We start from the raw sequence: 18745 nt of genomic DNA on the forward strand, positions 1-18745 counted from the left end.
AAGAATATCGTGAAGTTTGCGAGCTATAACATACAGTACGGCTTCGGTCTTGATGGGATTTACGACCTGGGACGCATTGCGGAGAGCCTCGAGCGTGCTGACGTCATCGCCCTGCAGGAGGTGACCCGAGGCTACGAGAAGAACGATTTTGCCGACATGCCGGCCGATCTGGCGGCCTTCTTTCCCGACTATTTCTGGGTCTATGGCGCGCCGTGCGATCTGCATGTTGCGGACGGCGAGGGCGGCTTTCCGCCGCGTGGCACGCGCTTCCAGTTCGGCAACATGATCCTGTCGCGTTTTCCGATCCTGTCGACGCGAACGATCCTGTTGCCGCGCAGCCGCACGGTCTCCAAGCTCAACCTGCAGCGAGGCGCGACCGAGGCGTTGATCGATATTCCCGGCCGGCCGCTGCGCGTCTATTCCGTGCATCTCGACCATGTCTGGGTCGACGAGCGCATTGCCCAGATCCGCCATCTCAACGAGCGGATCAATGCGTTCCGCCTTGAAGGCGGGTCTGTCAGTGGAGCGGCGGAGATCGGTCTGGAGGAGCTGCCTCTGCCGGAGGATTACGTCGTCATGGGCGATTTCAACATGGTGCCGGAATCGCCGGAATATTGTGCTTTCGCCGGTGCCAGGGACGGATACTATGGCCGCACCCCGCGCGTCGGCACGCCGGTCGATGCGCTTGCGGCGCTCGATGGCTATCATCCGGGAAGCTATAGCTGGATGGATCCTGGAGATCACGGAAAGCGCATGCATCTCGATTATTGTTTCGTCAGCGGCGGATTGGCAGGAAGCCTGAGAGGCGCCCATATCGATACGGAGTCTGTCGGTTCCGATCATTTCCCCATCTGGGCCGAGATCGAAATCTAGAAACGCCGCGGCGCAACCGCGGCGTTTCCTTCATGTTTCAGGCGGCCCGGGCGACTTGCAGCGCGCCGGGCTGGAGAACGGTTTCGACATGCGCCACCATGGTGTTGCGGGCGAAACTGTAGATCTCCGAGCAGCCGGTCATGCGGAAGCCGAGCTTTTCCTGCAGCCGGAGCGATGCCGGATTGTCGGCAAACACGCCGGAATGAACAGGCATGTCGGGCATCCGCCGCGAGAACCGCTCCAGAACGGCTTCGACAGCCTCGCTCATGTAGCCGCGCCGCCAGTAGTAGCGGTTCAGCCAGTAGCCGAGGTGCCAGCGGCCATGACGAAGCTCGACGGAAACCATGCCGATATGGGCATCGTCACCGTTGGTGATCGCCAGGTTCCAGCCCGGCAGGGCGCCTGAAGTGACCGGAACCAGCCAGTCCAGAGCATCCTGCCGGTGATAGGGTGCCGGGACGCGCGAAAGCATGCGCGTCACGGCAAAGTCGGACAGCGTTTCCGCCATGGCATCGGCATCGCTCAGCCGGTGAGGGCGGAGCGACAGTCTTGCCGTGCCGATAACCGGGGCGGGCCCCGGCGTCATCGGTTGGACCTTCGGCCGGTCGAGCAGGGCAGCACTCATGACAGAGCCCCCCAGCTTCTCAGCGACATCCAGGTCTTCCGGTCCAGCCGGTACCATTCGACGGGCACGTTGGATCCGAGCGCCAGCGATGCGGCAAGGCCGGATCCCTGGAACTGGAAGCCGCACTTCTGGATGACCCGCCGCGAGGCGATGTTCATCACCCGGCAACGGGCATCGATCTGGTCGATGTTTTCCCGCGTGCGGAAAACCATGTCGACCAGCGCGTGGCACGCTTCCGTCGTGTAGCCTTGACCCCAAAAGGGTTCGCCGAGCCAGTAGCCGATCTCGACGGTGCGGCCATCGGCATGCGGCTCGACACCGCAGCAACCGATAAACGCGCCGTTTTCAGCTTTGGTAATCGCATAGACGCACTTGCCGATCTCGCCATTCTTCGTGCGACGCACGAAGTCAGCGGCATCATTGGCGGTATACGGGTGCGGCATGCGCGATACCATTGTGGCGACTTTGGCGTTGTTGGCGAGATGGGAAAGGGCGTCAATGTCTTCCTCGTGCGGCGCGCGCATGACGAGCCGTTCCGATAACAAGACAGGGCAATCAGTCCTTAACCGCTCCGGCCTCAGCCGTTCCTTGGGAGACCTCTGGTCTTCCCGGGTTGACCGTGATTGGTCGACCCTGATCAGTTCGCCTTGCATGTTCAGTCCTCCTTATGGACAAAGAAAAAGGGGAGATGGCGCCCCATCTCCCCTGTTTTCTGGACTGAACCTGATACGCTCAGCCGGGTCGATGAGACGCCGGCTGTTTTAAAGCGCTACCGGCTTATTCCGCTGCTTCGGCTTTCGGCATTACAGATACGTACACGCGACCATTGGCCTTCGTTCGGTAGTCCACATTGCCTGCCGTAAGCGCAAAAATGGTGTGATCCTTGCCGAGGCCGACATTGGCGCCCGGATGCCACTGCGTACCGCGCTGACGCACGATAATGTTGCCTGCGATGACGGCTTCGCCGCCGAACTTCTTCACGCCAAGGCGCTTAGACTGAGAGTCGCGACCGTTGCGCGACGAACCGCCAGCTTTTTTGTGTGCCATTGGATTTCTCCTTTAAACCTTGTTGCCCGAAACCGATTACTTGGCTGCCAGGATGTCCGTGATACGGACAACCGTGTGATGCTGGCGATGACCGCGCGAGCGCTTCGAGTTCTGACGGCGGCGCTTCTTGAAGGCGATGACCTTCTTGCCACGGTTCTGCTCGACCACTTCGGCCTTTACCGATGCGCCCTTGACGAAGGGTGCGCCGATCGCCGCATCGGCGCCTTCGCCGATGACGAGTACTTCGGTGAATTCAATGGAGTCGCCAGCGGATGCTTCAAGCTTCTCGATGGTCAGCACGTCGTTTGCTGCCACACGGTACTGCTTACCGCCGGTCTTGATGACTGCGAACATTGTTTAATCCTTTCATGTTCGATCCAGCTCTCCCCGCAAGATGCAGGTGGCCGTCTTTTTATCAGTCTGTGTTAAGCAGGGATTTCAGGGCGGATGCCCCAAACTCTGTCTGCCGGTGAAGCTCCACGCGAGCGAGGAGCGGGCAAGGCACGGACTTTTCCACGCCTATTGCGGACGCGGGATAGACGAGTGTCAAAAATCTGTCAAGGCAGAAGGATGAAAAAGCTTCTCAATTTCGTCTTGCCAGTCCGTGATTCTATCGCTATGAGACAGCCCGCGCCCAACAGCGCCAACCAGAACTGCGGAGAGGTGGCAGAGTGGTTGAATGTACCGCACTCGAAATGCGGCGTGCCTGCAAGGGTACCGTGGGTTCAAATCCCACCCTCTCCGCCATTCATCTTCCAAGCATAGTTCTTGCCGGGTCCGACATTTCGGCACAGCGCTCGCCACCCGAGCTAAGCCTTCCTATACCTCTTTTGCTGCTCTGCAGCATCTCTCGGTCAGTCCCCTTTTTCTTGCCGTTTATCTCCTCTAGGTTCCTGTCATCCGATACGGCAACAAAGGTGGTGCATGGCAGGTGAAACTGTTCTCGTGGTCGGCGGAGCCGGCTATATCGGCTCGCATACGTGCCTCGATCTGGCGAACAAGGGGTATAAGCCCGTCGTTTTCGACAATTTCTCGAATGGTCATCGGGAATTCGTCAAATGGGGGCCAGCCGAGGAAGGGGATATCCGGGACCGGGCGCGGCTCGACGAGGTGCTGGCGAAACACAAGCCTTCGGCGATCCTGCATTTCGCGGCGCTGATCGAGGTCGGCGAATCGGTCAAGGATCCCGTTGCCTTCTATGAGAACAATGTGGTGGGTACGCTGACGCTGCTGTCGGCGGCGCAGGCGGCCGGGATCAATGCCTTCGTGTTTTCCTCGACATGCGCGACCTACGGCCTGCCGCAGAGCGTACCGCTCGACGAACAGCACCGGCAGGTACCGATCAATCCTTACGGACGGACGAAGTATATCGTCGAGCAGGCGCTGGCCGATTATGACCAGTATAAGGGCCTGCGCTCGGTGATTCTGCGCTATTTCAATGCGGCCGGGGCCGATTTCGAGGGCCGGATCGGCGAGTGGCATGATCCCGAAACGCATGCGATCCCGCTGGCGATCGATGCCGCGCTCGGCCGCCGCCAAGGCTTCAAGGTGTTCGGCAGCGACTACGAGACGCGCGACGGCACCTGCGTGCGTGACTATATTCATGTGCTGGATCTGGCCGACGCCCATGTGCGCGCGGTCGAATATCTGCTGCGCGGCGGTGATTCGGTGGCGCTCAATCTCGGCACCGGTACCGGCACGACCGTGAAGGAGTTGCTCGGGGCGATCGAGGATGTGTCGAACCGGCCGTTCCCGGTCGACTATATTGGCCGCCGCGAGGGTGATTCGCATACGCTGGTTGCCAATAACGACAAGGCGCGCGATGTGCTCGGCTGGGTGCCGCAATATGATCTGTCGCAGATCATAAGCTCCGCCTGGAACTGGCATTCGCGTACCAACCAGCACTGAGGCAGCCTTGAGCAGACGTCCGAACGTTCTCCTGATCACCGCCGATCAATGGCGCGGCGATTGCCTTTCTGCAGTCGGCCATCCCACCGTGCGGACGCCTGGTGTCGATGCGCTCGCCGGCGAGGGCGTGCTGTTTCGCAACCATTATGCCGGGGCGGCGCCCTGCTCCCCGGCGCGGGCGACACTTTATACCGGCCTCTATCAGATGAACCACCGGGTCTGCCGGAACGGGTCGCCGCTCGACCGTCGTTTCGACAATCTGGCGCTGATGGCGCGGCGGGCGGGCTATGATCCGACGCTATTCGGCTATACCGATACGGCGCCGGATCCGCGGGCACTCGATGCCCGTGATCCGCATCTGACGAGCTATGAAGGCCTGCTGCCGGGTTTCACCGCACGGCAGTTGTTGCCGGAGCATGAAAAGCAGTGGCTGTCCTGGCTTCGGTCGCGCGGGCATGCCGACGCGGTGAACCGCGATATGCATATTCCGGCCGGGGCACAGGCGGGTGAAATATCGGCCGGCAGCCCGGCCTATTCAAAAGACGAGACGCAGACGGCCTTTCTGGCGGGTGAATTCATTCGCTGGCTCGGCGAGCAGGAGGATGCCTGGTTTGCGCATGTCTCTTTTCTCCGCCCGCATCCGCCGTTTTCGGTGCCGGAGCCCTATGGCGCGATGTTCAGGCCCGGTGACGGGCCGGCCTTCGCGCGTGCCTCTTCCGCTGAAGCGGAGATGGAGGCGCATCCCTATCTTGCCTATGCGATGCCGAGGAGCGGCAAGGGCAGCTTCATTTATGGCGCCAGAGGCCCGGTCAACGATTGGGATGCCGATGATTTCGCAGCAATCCGGGCGATCTACTATGGGATGATCGCCGAGGTGGATGCGCAGCTCGGGCGGATCTGGCAGGCGCTGAAAGATGCGGGGACCTGGGACGACACGATCGTCATCTTCACCTCCGACCATGCCGAGATGATGGGCGACCACTGGATGCTGGGGAAGGGCGGCTTCTTCGACGGCAGCTATCACATCCCGCTCGTTATCCGCGATCCGCGCGCCGGGCAAAAAGGCGCGACCGTCAGCCAGTTCACCAGCGCTGCCGATATCTTCCCGACGCTTTGCGAAACGCTTGGCATGAGCGCTCAGAACGGGCTCGATGGCGGTTCGCTGCGCGCGCTTGTCGATGGCACGGATGCCGGTCAGTGGCGGGATGCGGCCTTCTGGGAGTTTGACTTCCGGGAGATCGCCAGCGGTGATGCCGAGGCGCATTTCGGGCTAAGGCCCAATCAGTGCAATCTCGCGGTCATCCGCGACGAACAGTTCAAATATGTGCATTTCTCGGCGCTGCCGCCACTGCTCTTCGATCTAAAGGCTGATCCGACGGAGCTGCGGAACCTTGCCGCCGATCCCGCGCATGCGGGAATGCGGCTTGCCTATGCGGAAAAGCTGCTGTCGCTCAGGGCGCGGCACCTCGATCAGACGCTTGCCTATACCGAACTGACGGAAAAAGGGCCGGTGTCTTACCGGCCCTGAAGCGTTCAGCCGAAATTGCCGAGATAGTCCATCTTGCCGACCGGGGCGCCCTGGTTGCGCAGGATGGCGTGTGCCATGCCGATGTGGAAATAGAAGTTCGGCAGCACAAACGTGGCGAGATATTCGTCGCCGCTCAGCGTTACCGTCTTGCCGCCGATCTGGCGGGTGACTTCGGCCTTTGCAGCGCCATCGAGCATGTCGGGCGTAACCGTCGCCAGATAGGCTTCGGCCTTGGCGAGGCGTTCGCGCAGATCGGCGACCGTCGTTTCGTTATCTTCGAATTTCGGTGCGTCGGTCGAGGTGAGGCGGGTGATGCCGAACTTCGCGGTATCGGTAGCGCGCTGAAACTGGCCGGCGAGCGAAAGCATGTCAGGCGCCAGTCTTGCGTTCACCAAGATGCTGGAATCGATCCCTTTTTCCTTCGCGTAAGCCTCCGCCTTGTCGAGATAGGCGGCAAGCGTTTTCAATCCGCGCTGAAAGACCGGAACGGTCAGCCGGTACATGGAAACAGACATTGAAATCTCCTTTGGGCAATGAGTTCAGCAGGCCGCTGAAGGCGCTTATCTAGGCGCGCCTGATGACGATTGCATCGTCGCACGCTGCGGCTGCCAGACTTTTTTTGGCGAGGGTCCTTTCGCCATTGCTTTAAAAAGAGTTGACGTCCCGCCCGGAAAATGGAATGAATATTCCGTCAGGCAAATTTTACGGTTTGTTTGTTCCGTTTTGACGGAGCCGCCTCACGGGAGTGGCGGTACATTGGAATTACGGCTTTTGGGCTGGGCCCGAAGTTCCGGCGTGAGGAGGGTGCTGCCGGACACCGCTTTGTGGAGGAAATAAAATGAAAAAGTTTATCCTGGGCACCGCTATGGCGCTTGTCATGTCGACGGCGGCTCACGCTGCAAATGTTGGCGTGTCGATGGCAAAGTTCGACGACAACTTCCTGACCGTTCTTCGCAACGGTATGGTTGACTACTCGAAGACGCTGAGCGGCGTGACGCTGCAGGTCGAAGACGCGCAGAACGACGTCGCCAAGCAGCAGAGCCAGATCCAGAACTTCATCGCTTCCAAGGTCGATGCGATCATCGTCAACCCTGTCGATACCGATGCGACGGCTGCCATGTCGAAGCTCGCTGCCGATGCTGGCATCCCGCTTGTTTACGTCAACCGCCAGCCGGTGAACATTGATACGCTGCCTGACAACCAGGCCTTCGTCGCTTCCAACGAACAGGAATCCGGCACGCTGGAAACCAAGGAAGTCTGCCGTCTTCTCGGTGGCAAGGGCAAGGCCGTGGTCATCATGGGCGAGCTCTCGAACCAGGCTGCCCGCATGCGTACCCAGGACGTTCATGACGTCGTGAAGACCGATGAATGCAAGGGCATCGAAATCGTCGAAGAGCAGACTGCAAACTGGGATCGTACCCAGGGCTCCGACCTCGTCAGCAACTGGCTGTCCAGCGGTCTCGAGTTCAACGCCGTCATCTCCAACAACGACGAAATGGCGATCGGCGCGATCCAGGCTCTCAAGGCCGCCGGCAAGGACATGAAGGACTACGTGATCGGTGGCGTTGATGCCACGCAGGATGCACTGGCTGCGATGCAGGCAGGCGATCTCGACGTCACCGTGTTCCAGGACGCCGCCGGTCAGGGCAAGGGCTCGCTCGATGCGGCTCTGAAGCTCGCCAAGGGCGAAAAGATCGACAAGAAGGTCTACATCCCCTTCCAGCTCGTAACTCCTGAAAACGTCAAGGACTTCGTCACCAAGAACTAAGGTGACTGTCGTCGCGGATGCGGGCGCTCGCCCGCATCCAACTCCTCTGCCGTATCCGGAGAAATGAAGATGGCTGTGAGCCCGTCCACCATGGCTGCCGTGCGCGCCAGCGGGGCCGTTCCGAATGCGGAATACCTGCTGAGCGCCGAAGGTGTGCGCAAGGAATTTCCAGGCGTCGTGGCGCTTGATGATGTGCAGTTCCGTCTGAAGCGCGGCTCCGTCCATGCGCTGATGGGCGAGAACGGCGCCGGTAAATCCACCCTTATGAAGATTCTCGCCGGCATCTATACGCCCGACAAGGGTGAGGTGCGGCTGAAGGGTATCGAGATCCAGCTGAAGTCGCCGCTCGACGCGTTGGAAAACGGTATCGCCATGATCCATCAGGAACTGAACCTGATGCCGTTCATGACGGTTGCCGAAAACATCTGGATCCGCCGCGAGTCGAAGAACCGGCTCGGTTTCGTCGATCATCGCGAAATGTACCGGCTGACCGAAGATCTTTTCAAGCGGCTGAATATCGACCTCGATCCCGAGATCGAAGTTCGCCACCTCTCCGTCGCCAGCCGGCAGATGGTCGAGATCGCCAAGGCGGTTTCCTACAATTCAGATGTCCTGATCATGGATGAGCCGACCTCGGCGCTGACCGAGCGTGAGGTTGCACATCTCTTCCAGATCATTCGCGATCTGCGCGCCCAGGGCATCGGTATCGTCTACATCACCCACAAGATGAACGAGCTCTTCGAGATCGCCGACGAATTCTCGGTGTTCCGCGACGGCAAGTATATTGGCACGCATGCATCGACCGATGTGACGCGCGACGACATCATTCGTATGATGGTTGGCCGCGAGATCACCCAGATGTTCCCGAAGGAAGAAGTCCCGATCGGCGACGTCGTGCTTTCGGTCAAGAATCTCACTTTGAAGCGCGTCTTCCACGATGTCTCCTTCGACGTGCGCGCAGGCGAAATTCTCGGTGTTGCCGGTCTTGTCGGCTCGGGCCGTTCGAACGTCGCCGAAACGCTCTTCGGTGTTACGCCGGCGAGCTCAGGCACGATCGAGCTGTTCGGCAAGAAGGTGGATATCAGTTCCCCGGCCGTGGCGATCCAGAACGGCATGGCATTCCTGACGGAAGACCGCAAGGATACGGGCTGTCTGCTCATTCTCGACGTGCTCGAGAACATGCAGATCGCCGTGCTGCACGACCAGTTCGTCAAGGGCGGTTTCGTCCAGGAACGCGCGATCGAGGCGACCTGTGAGGAGATGGCGCGCAAGCTGCGCGTGAAGACGCCCAATCTCAACGAGCGGGTCGAAAACCTTTCGGGCGGCAATCAGCAGAAGGTGCTGATCGGCCGCTGGCTGCTGACCAACCCGAAGATCCTCATTCTGGACGAACCGACGCGTGGTATCGACGTCGGCGCCAAGGCGGAGATCCACCGGCTGGTCACGGAAATGGCGCGCACCGGCGTGGCGGTGATCATGATATCATCGGAAATGCCCGAGGTGCTCGGCATGAGCGATCGTGTCATGGTCATGCATGAAGGCCGAGTGACCGGATTCCTCAATCGCGACGAAGCAACACAGGTGAAGGTGATGGAGCTTGCCGCGCAGTGATCGCGCCGCCGCTCCAACCATCAAGGGAGGTTTGACATGAACACAGAGGCAGCCGAGGGCCAGGCCCCGCTCGTGACACGGGCACGCCGCCGCCGGATACCGCCGGAACTCAGCATCTTCCTGGTGCTGATCGGCATCGCGCTCGTCTATGAAATCCTCGGCTGGATCTTCATCGGACAGAGCTTCCTGATGAACCCGCAGCGCTTGACGATCATGATCCTGCAGGTGTCGGTCATCGGCATCATCTCGGTGGGCGTGACGCAGGTCATCATCACCGGCGGTATTGATCTCTCGTCGGGTTCGGTGGTCGGCATGACGGCGATGATCGCGGCGAGTTTTGCCCAGGCCTCCACCTGGCCGCGCGCGCTCTATCCTGGTCTGACCGACATGCCGTTCTTCGTGCCGATTGGCATCGGCCTGCTGATCGGCCTTCTGGCCGGCTATATCAACGGCCAGCTGATCGCCAAGACGAAGATTCCGCCCTTCATCGCCACGCTCGGCATGATGGTCTCGGCGCGCGGTATTTCGAAGTGGTACACCAAGGGGCAGCCGGTTTCCGGCCTGACCGACCAGTTCAATTTCATCGGCACCGGCATCTGGCCTGTCATCGTCTTCCTCGTCGTCGCGCTGATCTTCCACATCGCCCTGCGCTACACCCGCTATGGCAAGTTCACCTATGCGATCGGCGCCAACATGCAGGCGGCGCGTGTCTCGGGTATCAATATCGAGGCGCACCTCATCAAGGTCTATGCGATCGCCGGTCTGCTCGCCGGTCTCGCAGGTGTCGTCACCGCAGCCCGCGCACAGACGGCGCAGGCAGGCATGGGTGTGATGTATGAGCTCGATGCGATCGCCGCGGCTGTCATCGGCGGCACATCGTTGACGGGCGGCGTGGGACGCATCACCGGTACTGTCATCGGCACGATCATCCTTGGCGTCATGACCTCGGGGTTCACCTTCCTCAGGGTGGACGCCTACTATCAGGAGATCGTCAAGGGCGTGATCATCGTCGCTGCCGTCGTCGTCGACGTCTACAGGCAGAAGAAACGCGCCAAGCACTGAAACATGAAAAAATGACGGGGCCTCAGGGCCCCGTTTTCATGTTTGCGGCTTCTTTCGGCAGTGCCGCAAATTTCTAAAAAAGGGGCTGGTCTATTTTTCCAGCCTTTCTATTGTTGTCGCTTGATATTTGCCCGGAAGGGTAGAGCAGGAAGACAGATGCAGCTCGTATTCGATGGCCACAACGACGTTCTCCTCAGGCTTTGGACACATGAAAGGGATGGCGCCGATCCGGTTGCCGAATTTCTGAACGGAACGACGCAAGGCCATATCGATGCGCCGCGTGCCCGCAAGGGCGGTCTGGCCGGCGGTCTCTGCGCCATCTACATTCCCTCCGGCGATCTCGTCTTCGCCGACCCTGACGAGAACGGCCATTACGAGACGCCGCTTGCAGCACCTCTCGACCGTCTTCCCTCGCTTGGCATTGCCACTGAGATGGCGGCGATCGCGCTTCGGCTGGATAAGGCTGACGCATGGCGGCTGTGCCGCAGTGTCAAGGATATCCGCAAGGCGATGGCAGAGGGCATCTTTGCCGCCGTCATGCATATGGAAGGCTGCGAGGCGATCGGTGCCGATCTGGCGGCGCTCGAGGTTTTCCATGCTGCGGGTCTTCGCTCGCTCGGTCCCGTCTGGAGCCGCCACAATGTCTTCGGGCATGGCGTTCCGTTCGCATTTCCGAAAAACCCGGATACCGCGCCTGGTCTGACGGATGCCGGTTTCGAGCTGGTGCGCGAGTGCAATCGCCTCGGCATCATGATCGACCTGTCGCACATTACCGAGAAGGGCTTCTGGGATGTCGCCAAGACCAGCGATCAGCCTCTGGTCGCCACCCATTCCAACGCCCACGTGCTGACGCCGGTCGCCCGAAACCTCACCGACAAGCAGCTCGATGCGATCAAGGAATGTAACGGGCTGGTCGGCCTGAACTATGCGACGGCGATGCTGCGCGCCGACGGCCGCTCGGATGGCGAGACGCCGCTTTCCGACATGATCCGCCACGTCAACCACCTCGTCGATCGCGTCGGCATCGATTGCGTCGCGCTCGGATCCGACTTCGACGGGGCGACGATTCCCGACGAAATCGGCGATGCTGCAGGCAACCAGAAGCTGATTGCCGCTCTCCGGGACAGTGGATATGGTGAAAGCGATCTCAAAAAACTTGCCAGCGAGAACTGGCTGAGAATCCTGGCTTCGGCGTGGAGGGAGAAGGACGTCTAAGGCCTGAAAACTGCTTTGTAATCAATCAAAAACAGGGGAACAGAACCAATGATGATTACCAAAATCAACCGCAGCTTCCGCGCACTTTCCGCCGGTGCCGCACTCTCGCTTCTCATGATGGCCGCACCCGCAGCCTTCGCTGAAACGCCGAAGGACACGCTGGTCGAAGGCTTCGCCATCGACGACATCATCACCATGGATCCGGGCGAAGCATTCGAGCTCTCGACGGCCGAAGTCACCAGCAACACTTACAGCCTGCTGGTTCGCCTCGACATGTCCGACACCTCGAAGGTGAAGGGTGATCTCGCGGAAAGCTGGACCGTTTCCGACGACGGCCTGACCTATACGTTCAAACTGAAGCCGGGCCTGAAGTTCGCTTCCGGCAATCCCGTCACCGCCGAAGACGTTGCCTGGTCGTTCGAACGCGCCGTCAAGCTCGACAAGAGCCCCGCCTTCATTCTGACCCAGTTCGGCCTGACCGGCGACAACGTCACCGAAAAGGCAAAGGCTGCCGACCCGAACACCTTCGTCTTCACCGTCGACAAGCCCTACGCGCCGAGCTTCGTGCTGAACTGCCTGACGGCGACCGTCGCCTCGGTAGTCGACAAGAAGCTGGTCCTGGACCATGTGAAGCCTGTGACCGTCGACGCGGACCACAAGTATGACAACGACTTCGGCAATGAATGGCTGAAGACCGGCTATGCTGGCTCGGGTGCCTTCAAGCTGCGCGAATGGCGCGCCAACGAAGTCGTCGTCATGGAGCGCAACGACAACTATTACGGCGACAAGCCGAAGCTGAACCGTGTCATCTACCGCTACATGAAGGAAAGCTCGGCGCAGCGCCTGGCGCTTGAGGCCGGCGATATCGATATCGCCCGCAACCTTGAGCCGGGCGATCTCGATGCCGTCTCGAAGAATGCCGATCTGGCAACGACCGATGCGCCGAAGAGCACGATCTATTACGTCAGCCTCAACCTGAAGAACGAGAACCTGAAGAAGCCTGAAGTTCAGCAAGCCTTCAAATATCTCGTCGATTACGACGCGATCGGCGCGACGCTGATCAAGGGCATCGGCGAAGTCCACCAGACCTTCCTGCCGAAGGGCCAGCTGGGCGCTCTCGACGAGAACCCCTTCAAGCTCGACGTCGCCAAGGCGAAGGAACTGCTCGCCAAGGCAGGTCTCAAGGACGGCTTCTCTGTCACCATGGATGTGCGCAACACGCAGCCGGTCACCGGCATTGCCGAATCCATGCAGCAGACGCTGGCGCAGGCCGGCGTGAAGCTGGAGATCATCCCGGGCGACGGCAAGCAGACGCTGACCAAGTATCGCGCCCGCACGCACGACATGTATATCGGCCAGTGGGGCTCGGACTATTTCGACCCGAACTCCAATGCCGATACCTTCACGGCGAACCCGGATAATTCCGACGCCGGCACCAACAAGACGCTCGCCTGGCGCAACACATTCGAGGCGCCCGAACTCGACAAGGAAGCCAAGGCCGCTCTGCTCGAGCGTGACGGTGCCAAGCGCGCCGCCATGTATCAGGACATCCAGAAGAAGTACCTGGAAAACAGCCCCTTCGTCTTCATCTTCCAGCAGATCGAAGTGGCCGGCTATCGCAAGAGCCTGAAGGACTTCAAACTCGGCCCGAGCTTCGACACCAACTATGTCGGTCCGATTGCCAAGGAATAGTCCGGTAGGATTGGTTCGTTGAGCATTACCGAAACCAAGACGGAGGCGCGGCCCGCGAAGGGCCGTGCCATTCCGCTTGCCAAGGCGATCGGGCGTTTCCTGATCGCTGCGGTGACCACCTATCTCGGCCTGCTGGCCGTCACCTTCTTCATCGGCCGCGTGGTGCCGATCGATCCGGTACTCGCCATTCTCGGCGACCGGGCGCCGACCCATGTCGTCGAGCGCGTGCGCCGCGAAATGGGCTTCGACCTGCCGCTCTACGAGCAGTTCTACATCTATCTCAAGGGCATCCTGTCCGGCGATTTCGGCAATTCGGTCCTGACCACGAACCCCGTGATGACCGATATTCGCCGCGCCTTCCCGGCGACGATCGAGCTTGCGACCTGCGGCACGATCATCGGCGCCGTCATCGGTATTCCGCTCGGCGTTCTCGCCGCCGTCCGCCGCGGCAGCCTCGCCGACCAGGTGGTGCGTGTCATCGGCCTCGTCGGGTATTCGGTGCCGATCTTCTGGCTGGCGCTGATTTCGCTGGTCATCTTCTATGCGAAGCTGCGCTGGGTGGCCTTCCCGGGCCGTATCGATATCGTCTTCGAATATACGTTCACGCCGATCACTGGCTTCTATCTGCTCGACAGCGCCTGGCAGGGGCAGTGGGACGTCTTCTATGATGTCTTCCGCCACATCATCCTGCCGGCATCGCTGCTCGGATATTTCTCGCTCGCCTATATCAGCCGCATGACGCGCAGCTTCATGCTGAACGAGCTCAGCCAGGAATATATCGTCGCGGCGCGCGCCAAGGGCCTCTCGGAAACGCGAGTGATATGGGGCCATGCGCTGCGCAATGCCGCGGTGCCGCTGGTGACCGTGATCGCGCTTTCCTATGCCGGTCTGCTGGAAGGCTCGGTGCTGACGGAGACGGTATTCTCCTGGCCCGGCATCGGCCTCTACATCACCAATTCGCTGCAGAGCGCCGATATGAACGCCGTGCTTGGCGGCACGATCGTCATCGGCACGGTCTTCATCGGCATCAACCTTCTGTCCGACCTTCTCTACCGGACACTCGACCCAAGGACGCGAAGCCGATGACGGTTCCGGTCAACCAGACACGTCCCATGAGCCGCCGCGAATGGCTGCTTTCCGATCGTCCGCAATCGCGCATGCAGGCGCGTCTCGGGCGTGCCTATGTCACCTGGCGCCAGTTTACGGCGAACAGGCTTGCCGTCGTCGGCCTGGCGATCATCATCGCCCTGCTGTTCGTCGCCGCCTTCGCCGATCTGCTGGCAACGCATTCGCCCGTTATCGGCGATCTCAAGAATGCGCGGCTGCTGCCGCCCGGCAGTGAGGGCTATCTGCTCGGTACCGACGATCAGGGTCGTGATATCTATTCGCGCCTGATCTACGGCTCGCGGCTCACCCTCTTCGTCGTCGTTCTCGTCGCCATCATCTCCGCGCCGATCGGGCTGATCGTCGGTACGGTTTCCGGCTATGCCGGCGGCTGGGTTGATGCGACGCTGATGCGCATCACCGATATCTTTCTGGCTTTCCCGAAGCTGGTTCTGGCGCTTGCTTTCGTCGCCGCACTCGGTCCCGGCATTCAGAATGCCGTCATCGCAATCGCGATCACCTCCTGGCCGCCTTATGCCCGTATCGCCCGCGCGGAAACGCTGACGGTGCGGCGGTCGGACTATATCTCGGCGGTGAAGCTGATGGGCGCCTCGCCTATCCGCATCATCATCCGCCATGTCATGCCGCTCTGCATTTCGTCGCTGATCGTGCGCGTAACGCTTGATATGGCCGGCATCATCCTGACGGCTGCCGGTCTCGGCTTCCTCGGCCTCGGCGCCCAGCCGCCGCTGCCGGAATGGGGCGCGATGATCGCCTCCGGACGCCGCTTCATTCTCGACCAGTGGTGGGTCGCAGCCATGCCTGGGATCGCCATCCTGATCGTCAGCCTCGGCTTCAACCTGCTCGGCGACGGCCTGCGCGATGCGCTCGATCCGAAGGAGAGCGGCCAATGACCGAACTTCTCGACGTCAAGAACCTGCGCGTCAGCTATCCGACCCGCACCGGCGTGATCGAGGCCGTGCGCGGCGTATCCTTCACGCTCGGCAAGGAACGTCTCGGTATCGTTGGCGAATCCGGTTCCGGCAAGTCGCAGACGGGCCGGGCGATCATGGGCTTGACACCGAGACATGCCATCGTCAGTGCCGACACGCTCAACTTCAACGGCATCGATCTGCTGAGCGCGTCTGCCAAGCAGCGCCGCCTGCTGCGCGGCAAGCGTATCGCCATGGTTCTGCAGGATCCGAAATATTCGCTCGACCCGGTCATGTCGATCGGAAGGCAGATCTGCGAGACGCTGCAGACCCATGAGAAGGTCGGCCGCTCGGAAGCCAAGGAGCGGGCGCTCGCCATGCTGGAGGCTGTGCAGATCCGCGATCCCAAGCGCGTCTTCGATCTTTATCCGCACGAAGTCTCGGGCGGCATGGGGCAGCGCGCGATGATCGCCATGATGCTGATCGCCGGACCCGAACTGTTGATCGCAGACGAGCCGACCTCAGCCCTTGACGTGACCGTTCAGCTGGATGTGCTGAAGATCATGGACAAGCTCGTCTCCGAGCGTGGCATGGGACTGATCTTCGTCTCGCACGACCTGCGCCTCGTCTCCTCCTTCTGCGACCGGGTCATCGTCATGTATGCGGGGAAGATCGTGGAGGAATTGAAGGCATCGGAATTGAAGAATGCGCAGCATCCCTACACGCAGGGCCTGTTGAGCTGCATGCCGCAGATCGGCGAGGATCGCCATCCGCTGCCGGTTCTCGACCGCAAGCCGGAGTGGGCCGCATGAGTGCTGCACTTTCCGTCGAAAAGCTCGGCGTCGTCTATGACGATTTCCATGCGCTGAAGGATGTCAGCATCGAGGTGGCCACCGGCGAATCCTTCGGGCTGGTCGGTGAATCCGGATCCGGCAAGTCGACGCTGCTGCGCGCGGTTGCCGGGCTCGCGCCCGTCAGTTCCGGTACGATCCGCATTCATGGCGAGGCGCTGCAGGGCGCAAAGCGCAGCAAGGCTTTCTATCGCAGCGTCCAGATGGTGTTTCAGGACCCCTACGGCTCGCTTCACCCGCGCCAGACGATCGACCGCCTGCTGCTCGAGCCGCTCGCCATCCACGGCATCGGCGACAGCGAGAGGCGTATCGAGCGGGCGCTCGACGAGGTCGGCCTCGGAAACGGTTTCCGCTTCCGCTATCCGCATCAGCTTTCCGGCGGCCAGCGACAGCGCGTGGCGATCGCCCGGGCGCTTATCGTCGAACCTTCGGTGCTGCTGCTAGACGAGCCGACCTCGGCGCTCGATGCCTCGGTGCAGGCCGAAGTGCTCAATCTGCTGGAGCAGATCCGCCGCGACCGCAAGCTGACATTCGTGATGGTGAGCCACGATCTCGGCGTCGTCACTCACATGTGCGAGCGCCTCGCCGTGATGCGCGGCGGTGCCGTTGTCGAGCGGTTGAGCTCGGCTGAGCTCGCCCGGGCCGATGTCCAGGAAGAATACACCCGCAATCTGATGGTCGCGAGCAAGGGTTTCGTCAAAGCCTGAAGCGCAGCCTTTTCAAATATTTGAAAAGGCTGCCTCGACATCCCTATTAAGGTTAACGTAGCGTTAAAAGACGACCATTCGACTAGACTATTGACAGGCCCGTCCCATCTGTCATGATCCCGTTAACGATTGTTAGTTTTCGTGATCATGGAGGTAAGGGATGTTCTTTCTCGGTGGCATGACCATGGGATATCTCGAGCCGCCGGCCGCAAAGGCCGAGCGTGCCGAACCACCCGTCGTTAGCATTCCCGCCGAAAAAGACCGCCGCCTCATCGATATCTCCGCTGCTGCACAGCGCGAGGAAAACGCGATCGAACGGTCGTTGATCTGGGCCTGGCGCACTCTCTGCTGAGCTTTCTTCCGGCACCGGTGAGATTTTCTACCCGGCTGCCTCTGGAAGGAATTTTATCTCTACCTACCTGATAGAGAATATAAGAATAAAGATGCGAGGCATGACGCCCGCATCAAAGAGAACAGACGGAGGCAACACATGGCAGACCTGGGTATATCGCATACTCACGCGAACCATTATGGTTCCGTGCCGGCAAAGAAGCCGCTCTCCATGCGCGGCAAACTGCAGCTGGGCATCAACGCAGCATTGCTGACAGCAGCTTTCGCATTCGTTGCTGCACTCGTATTCGGCCTGATCGGCTGATCTCGTGCACCGGCGCTGGCCGGTGCCTTTCCTTCGGAACAATGTGCCATTCGCGGCATTCTCCAATCACGCATTCAGCGCAAGGAGAATGGGTGTGAGAGGCGTGTTGCTCTGGCTCATCGGCAATTCCGATCCCAGTCATCATTCTGCTCCACCTGTTCCACGCTGTCTAGCGTTTCCAGTCAGGAGTAGAGGACGATGGCAAATACCGCCGTACTAAAGCCGAAATCACGCGACGTCTCGGTCAAGACCGGACTGTCCGACAAATATTGTGCCGACATGGCCAAGAGCCTGTCGGCGATCCTGGCCAATACCTATCATCTGGTCATCAAGAGCCACATCTATCACTGGAATGTCGTCGGCCCGCTGTTCAAGCCTCTGCATGAGCTGACCGAGGAGCATTACAACACCCTCTTCGAAGCGACCGATATCGTTGCTGAGCGTATCCGCGCGCTCGGCCATCTGGCGCCCGCCCATATCAGCGACGCTGCCAAGTTTGCTCCGTCGAACCGCGATTTCAGCCAGCTGACGGCCGAAGACATGGTGCTCGATCTGATTGCAGATCACGAAGCGGCCTGCCGCGCCATGCGCGAGGCCGGAACCTCAGCCGACGAGAACGGCGACCTGGTGACGACGGACATGCTGACGGATCGCCTGACCTTCCACGAGAAAGCCCTCTGGATGCTCAAGGCGATCATCGCAAAGTAGGCGTGGGCGCGCGTTGCGCCGTACCGCCGCTGCAAGGGCGCATGGATCAAAACCATGCGCCTTTTCTTTTGCAACTCTTTGATCCGAAAAGATTTTCGACAGCGCTACGGAACCTTGGTGCTTGCTGGCCGTTCCATTTGCAGGCAAACCAAAGGAGATGGGCATGCTTTATTACGCTCTCGTATTTCTCGTCGTCGCCCTGATCGCCGGCCTGCTTGGTTTCGGCGGTATTGCAGGCGCTTCGGCCTCCATTGCGCAGGTCTTGTTCTTCCTGTTCCTGGTGCTTTTCGTCGTGTCGCTGGTCATGCGTCTGGTCAGGCGCTGACGGCCGGGATCTCCCCTCCCGATCGTGACAATCCGGTGCCTTCGCGGCGCCGGATTTTTCATGCGATGCGTGCCATTTCTTAGCTCTTGACTTGAATTATCGGGTTGGTGTCCAACTTTCCCGAGATGGCTTTG

At 60.4% G+C, this 18745-nt stretch carries 21 protein-coding genes and 1 tRNA gene; 17 read left to right on the top strand and 5 right to left on the bottom strand.

Features of this window, described 5'->3' with window-relative positions; genetic code table 11:
• Window positions 1-9 precede the first annotated feature (9 nt).
• Window positions 10-873 (top strand): endonuclease/exonuclease/phosphatase family protein, encoded by an 864-nt coding sequence (locus F2982_RS09755; protein ID WP_203429937.1) that lies wholly within the window; start codon window positions 10-12, stop codon window positions 871-873.
• A 37-nt stretch (window positions 874-910) separates the two neighbouring features.
• On the opposite strand, the gene F2982_RS09760 is transcribed toward F2982_RS09755, so the two are convergent.
• From F2982_RS09760 to rplU, 4 genes are all read right to left on the bottom strand, one after another.
• Window positions 911-1459 (bottom strand): GNAT family N-acetyltransferase, encoded by a 549-nt coding sequence (locus F2982_RS09760; protein ID WP_203430045.1) that lies wholly within the window; start codon window positions 1457-1459, stop codon window positions 911-913.
• Between the two features lie 35 nt (window positions 1460-1494).
• Entirely contained in the window at window positions 1495-2151 is a 657-nt protein-coding gene (locus F2982_RS09765) for a GNAT family protein (RefSeq protein ID WP_112718169.1), read from the bottom strand.
• A gap of 124 nt (window positions 2152-2275) precedes the next feature.
• Window positions 2276-2545, bottom strand: a complete 270-nt coding sequence (rpmA, locus tag F2982_RS09770) for a 50S ribosomal protein L27 (RefSeq protein ID WP_112718171.1) — start codon at window positions 2543-2545, stop codon at window positions 2276-2278.
• 36 nt (window positions 2546-2581) lie between these two features.
• Window positions 2582-2899, bottom strand: a complete 318-nt coding sequence (gene rplU / locus F2982_RS09775) for a 50S ribosomal protein L21 (protein ID WP_112385937.1) — start codon at window positions 2897-2899, stop codon at window positions 2582-2584.
• Between the two features lie 303 nt (window positions 2900-3202).
• Between rplU and F2982_RS09780 the strand changes: the two genes are divergently transcribed.
• The 3 genes from F2982_RS09780 to F2982_RS09790 all read left to right on the top strand — a co-directional run bounded on the left by F2982_RS09780 (window position 3203) and on the right by F2982_RS09790 (window position 5981).
• Window positions 3203-3292 (top strand) — tRNA-Ser (locus tag F2982_RS09780).
• Between the two features lie 177 nt (window positions 3293-3469).
• Window positions 3470-4453, top strand: coding sequence for a UDP-glucose 4-epimerase GalE (gene galE / locus F2982_RS09785; RefSeq protein WP_112718173.1), 984 nt, complete (start codon window positions 3470-3472; stop codon window positions 4451-4453).
• Window positions 4431-5981: an alkaline phosphatase family protein gene (locus F2982_RS09790; protein WP_203430046.1), complete on the top strand. Its 1551-nt coding sequence runs from the start codon at window positions 4431-4433 to the stop codon at window positions 5979-5981. The genes galE and F2982_RS09790 overlap by 23 nt, the downstream gene beginning before the upstream one ends.
• A gap of 5 nt (window positions 5982-5986) precedes the next feature.
• Here F2982_RS09790 and F2982_RS09795 read toward each other — a convergent pair whose 3' ends face one another.
• The gene (locus F2982_RS09795) at window positions 5987-6496 is read right to left on the bottom strand and encodes a DUF1993 domain-containing protein (RefSeq protein WP_199627989.1); all 510 of its coding nucleotides are present in this window, start codon (window positions 6494-6496) and stop codon (window positions 5987-5989) included.
• A gap of 323 nt (window positions 6497-6819) precedes the next feature.
• Here F2982_RS09795 and F2982_RS09800 point away from each other — a divergent pair, with 323 nt between their 5' ends.
• From F2982_RS09800 to F2982_RS09860, 13 genes are all read left to right on the top strand, one after another.
• The gene (locus F2982_RS09800; RefSeq protein ID WP_112718179.1) at window positions 6820-7749 is read left to right on the top strand and encodes a sugar ABC transporter substrate-binding protein; all 930 of its coding nucleotides are present in this window, start codon (window positions 6820-6822) and stop codon (window positions 7747-7749) included.
• A gap of 69 nt (window positions 7750-7818) precedes the next feature.
• On the top strand, window positions 7819-9360 hold the full coding sequence (locus F2982_RS09805) for a sugar ABC transporter ATP-binding protein (RefSeq protein WP_203429938.1): 1542 nt from the start codon (window positions 7819-7821) through the stop codon (window positions 9358-9360).
• Window positions 9361-9396: 36 nt separating this feature from the next.
• On the top strand, window positions 9397-10422 hold the full coding sequence (locus F2982_RS09810) for an ABC transporter permease (protein WP_112718181.1): 1026 nt from the start codon (window positions 9397-9399) through the stop codon (window positions 10420-10422).
• 156 nt (window positions 10423-10578) lie between these two features.
• Window positions 10579-11637, top strand: a complete 1059-nt coding sequence (locus F2982_RS09815; protein ID WP_203429939.1) for a dipeptidase — start codon at window positions 10579-10581, stop codon at window positions 11635-11637.
• 48 nt (window positions 11638-11685) lie between these two features.
• Window positions 11686-13329 (top strand): ABC transporter substrate-binding protein, encoded by a 1644-nt coding sequence (locus F2982_RS09820; protein ID WP_203429940.1) that lies wholly within the window; start codon window positions 11686-11688, stop codon window positions 13327-13329.
• Between the two features lie 18 nt (window positions 13330-13347).
• Entirely contained in the window at window positions 13348-14415 is a 1068-nt protein-coding gene (locus F2982_RS09825; protein WP_199627985.1) for an ABC transporter permease, read from the top strand.
• Window positions 14412-15347, top strand: coding sequence for an ABC transporter permease (locus F2982_RS09830; protein ID WP_112718189.1), 936 nt, complete (start codon window positions 14412-14414; stop codon window positions 15345-15347). Before F2982_RS09825 ends, F2982_RS09830 begins: the two co-directional genes overlap by 4 nt.
• Window positions 15344-16177 carry an ABC transporter ATP-binding protein gene (locus F2982_RS09835; RefSeq protein WP_203429941.1) on the top strand — a complete coding sequence of 278 codons (834 nt, stop codon included), beginning with the start codon at window positions 15344-15346 and terminating at the stop codon, window positions 16175-16177. The genes F2982_RS09830 and F2982_RS09835 overlap by 4 nt, the downstream gene beginning before the upstream one ends.
• A complete protein-coding gene (locus F2982_RS09840) occupies window positions 16174-16923 on the top strand; it encodes an ABC transporter ATP-binding protein (protein WP_112718193.1) in 750 nt (249 codons plus the stop codon). Before F2982_RS09835 ends, F2982_RS09840 begins: the two co-directional genes overlap by 4 nt.
• A 160-nt stretch (window positions 16924-17083) precedes the next feature.
• On the top strand, window positions 17084-17275 hold the full coding sequence (locus tag F2982_RS09845; protein WP_112718195.1) for a hypothetical protein: 192 nt from the start codon (window positions 17084-17086) through the stop codon (window positions 17273-17275).
• A gap of 138 nt (window positions 17276-17413) precedes the next feature.
• Complete coding sequence (locus F2982_RS09850; RefSeq protein WP_199627972.1) at window positions 17414-17578, top strand: hypothetical protein; 165 nt, start codon at window positions 17414-17416, stop codon at window positions 17576-17578.
• 198 nt (window positions 17579-17776) lie between these two features.
• A complete protein-coding gene (locus F2982_RS09855) occupies window positions 17777-18286 on the top strand; it encodes a DNA starvation/stationary phase protection protein (RefSeq protein ID WP_203429942.1) in 510 nt (169 codons plus the stop codon).
• A 163-nt stretch (window positions 18287-18449) separates the two neighbouring features.
• Window positions 18450-18611, top strand: coding sequence for a DUF1328 domain-containing protein (locus F2982_RS09860; protein ID WP_112718199.1), 162 nt, complete (start codon window positions 18450-18452; stop codon window positions 18609-18611).
• The last annotated feature ends 134 nt before the right edge of the window (window positions 18612-18745 follow it).

The organism is Rhizobium sp. BG4, assembly GCF_016864575.1.
Classification (GTDB): Bacteria; Pseudomonadota; Alphaproteobacteria; order Rhizobiales; family Rhizobiaceae; genus Rhizobium.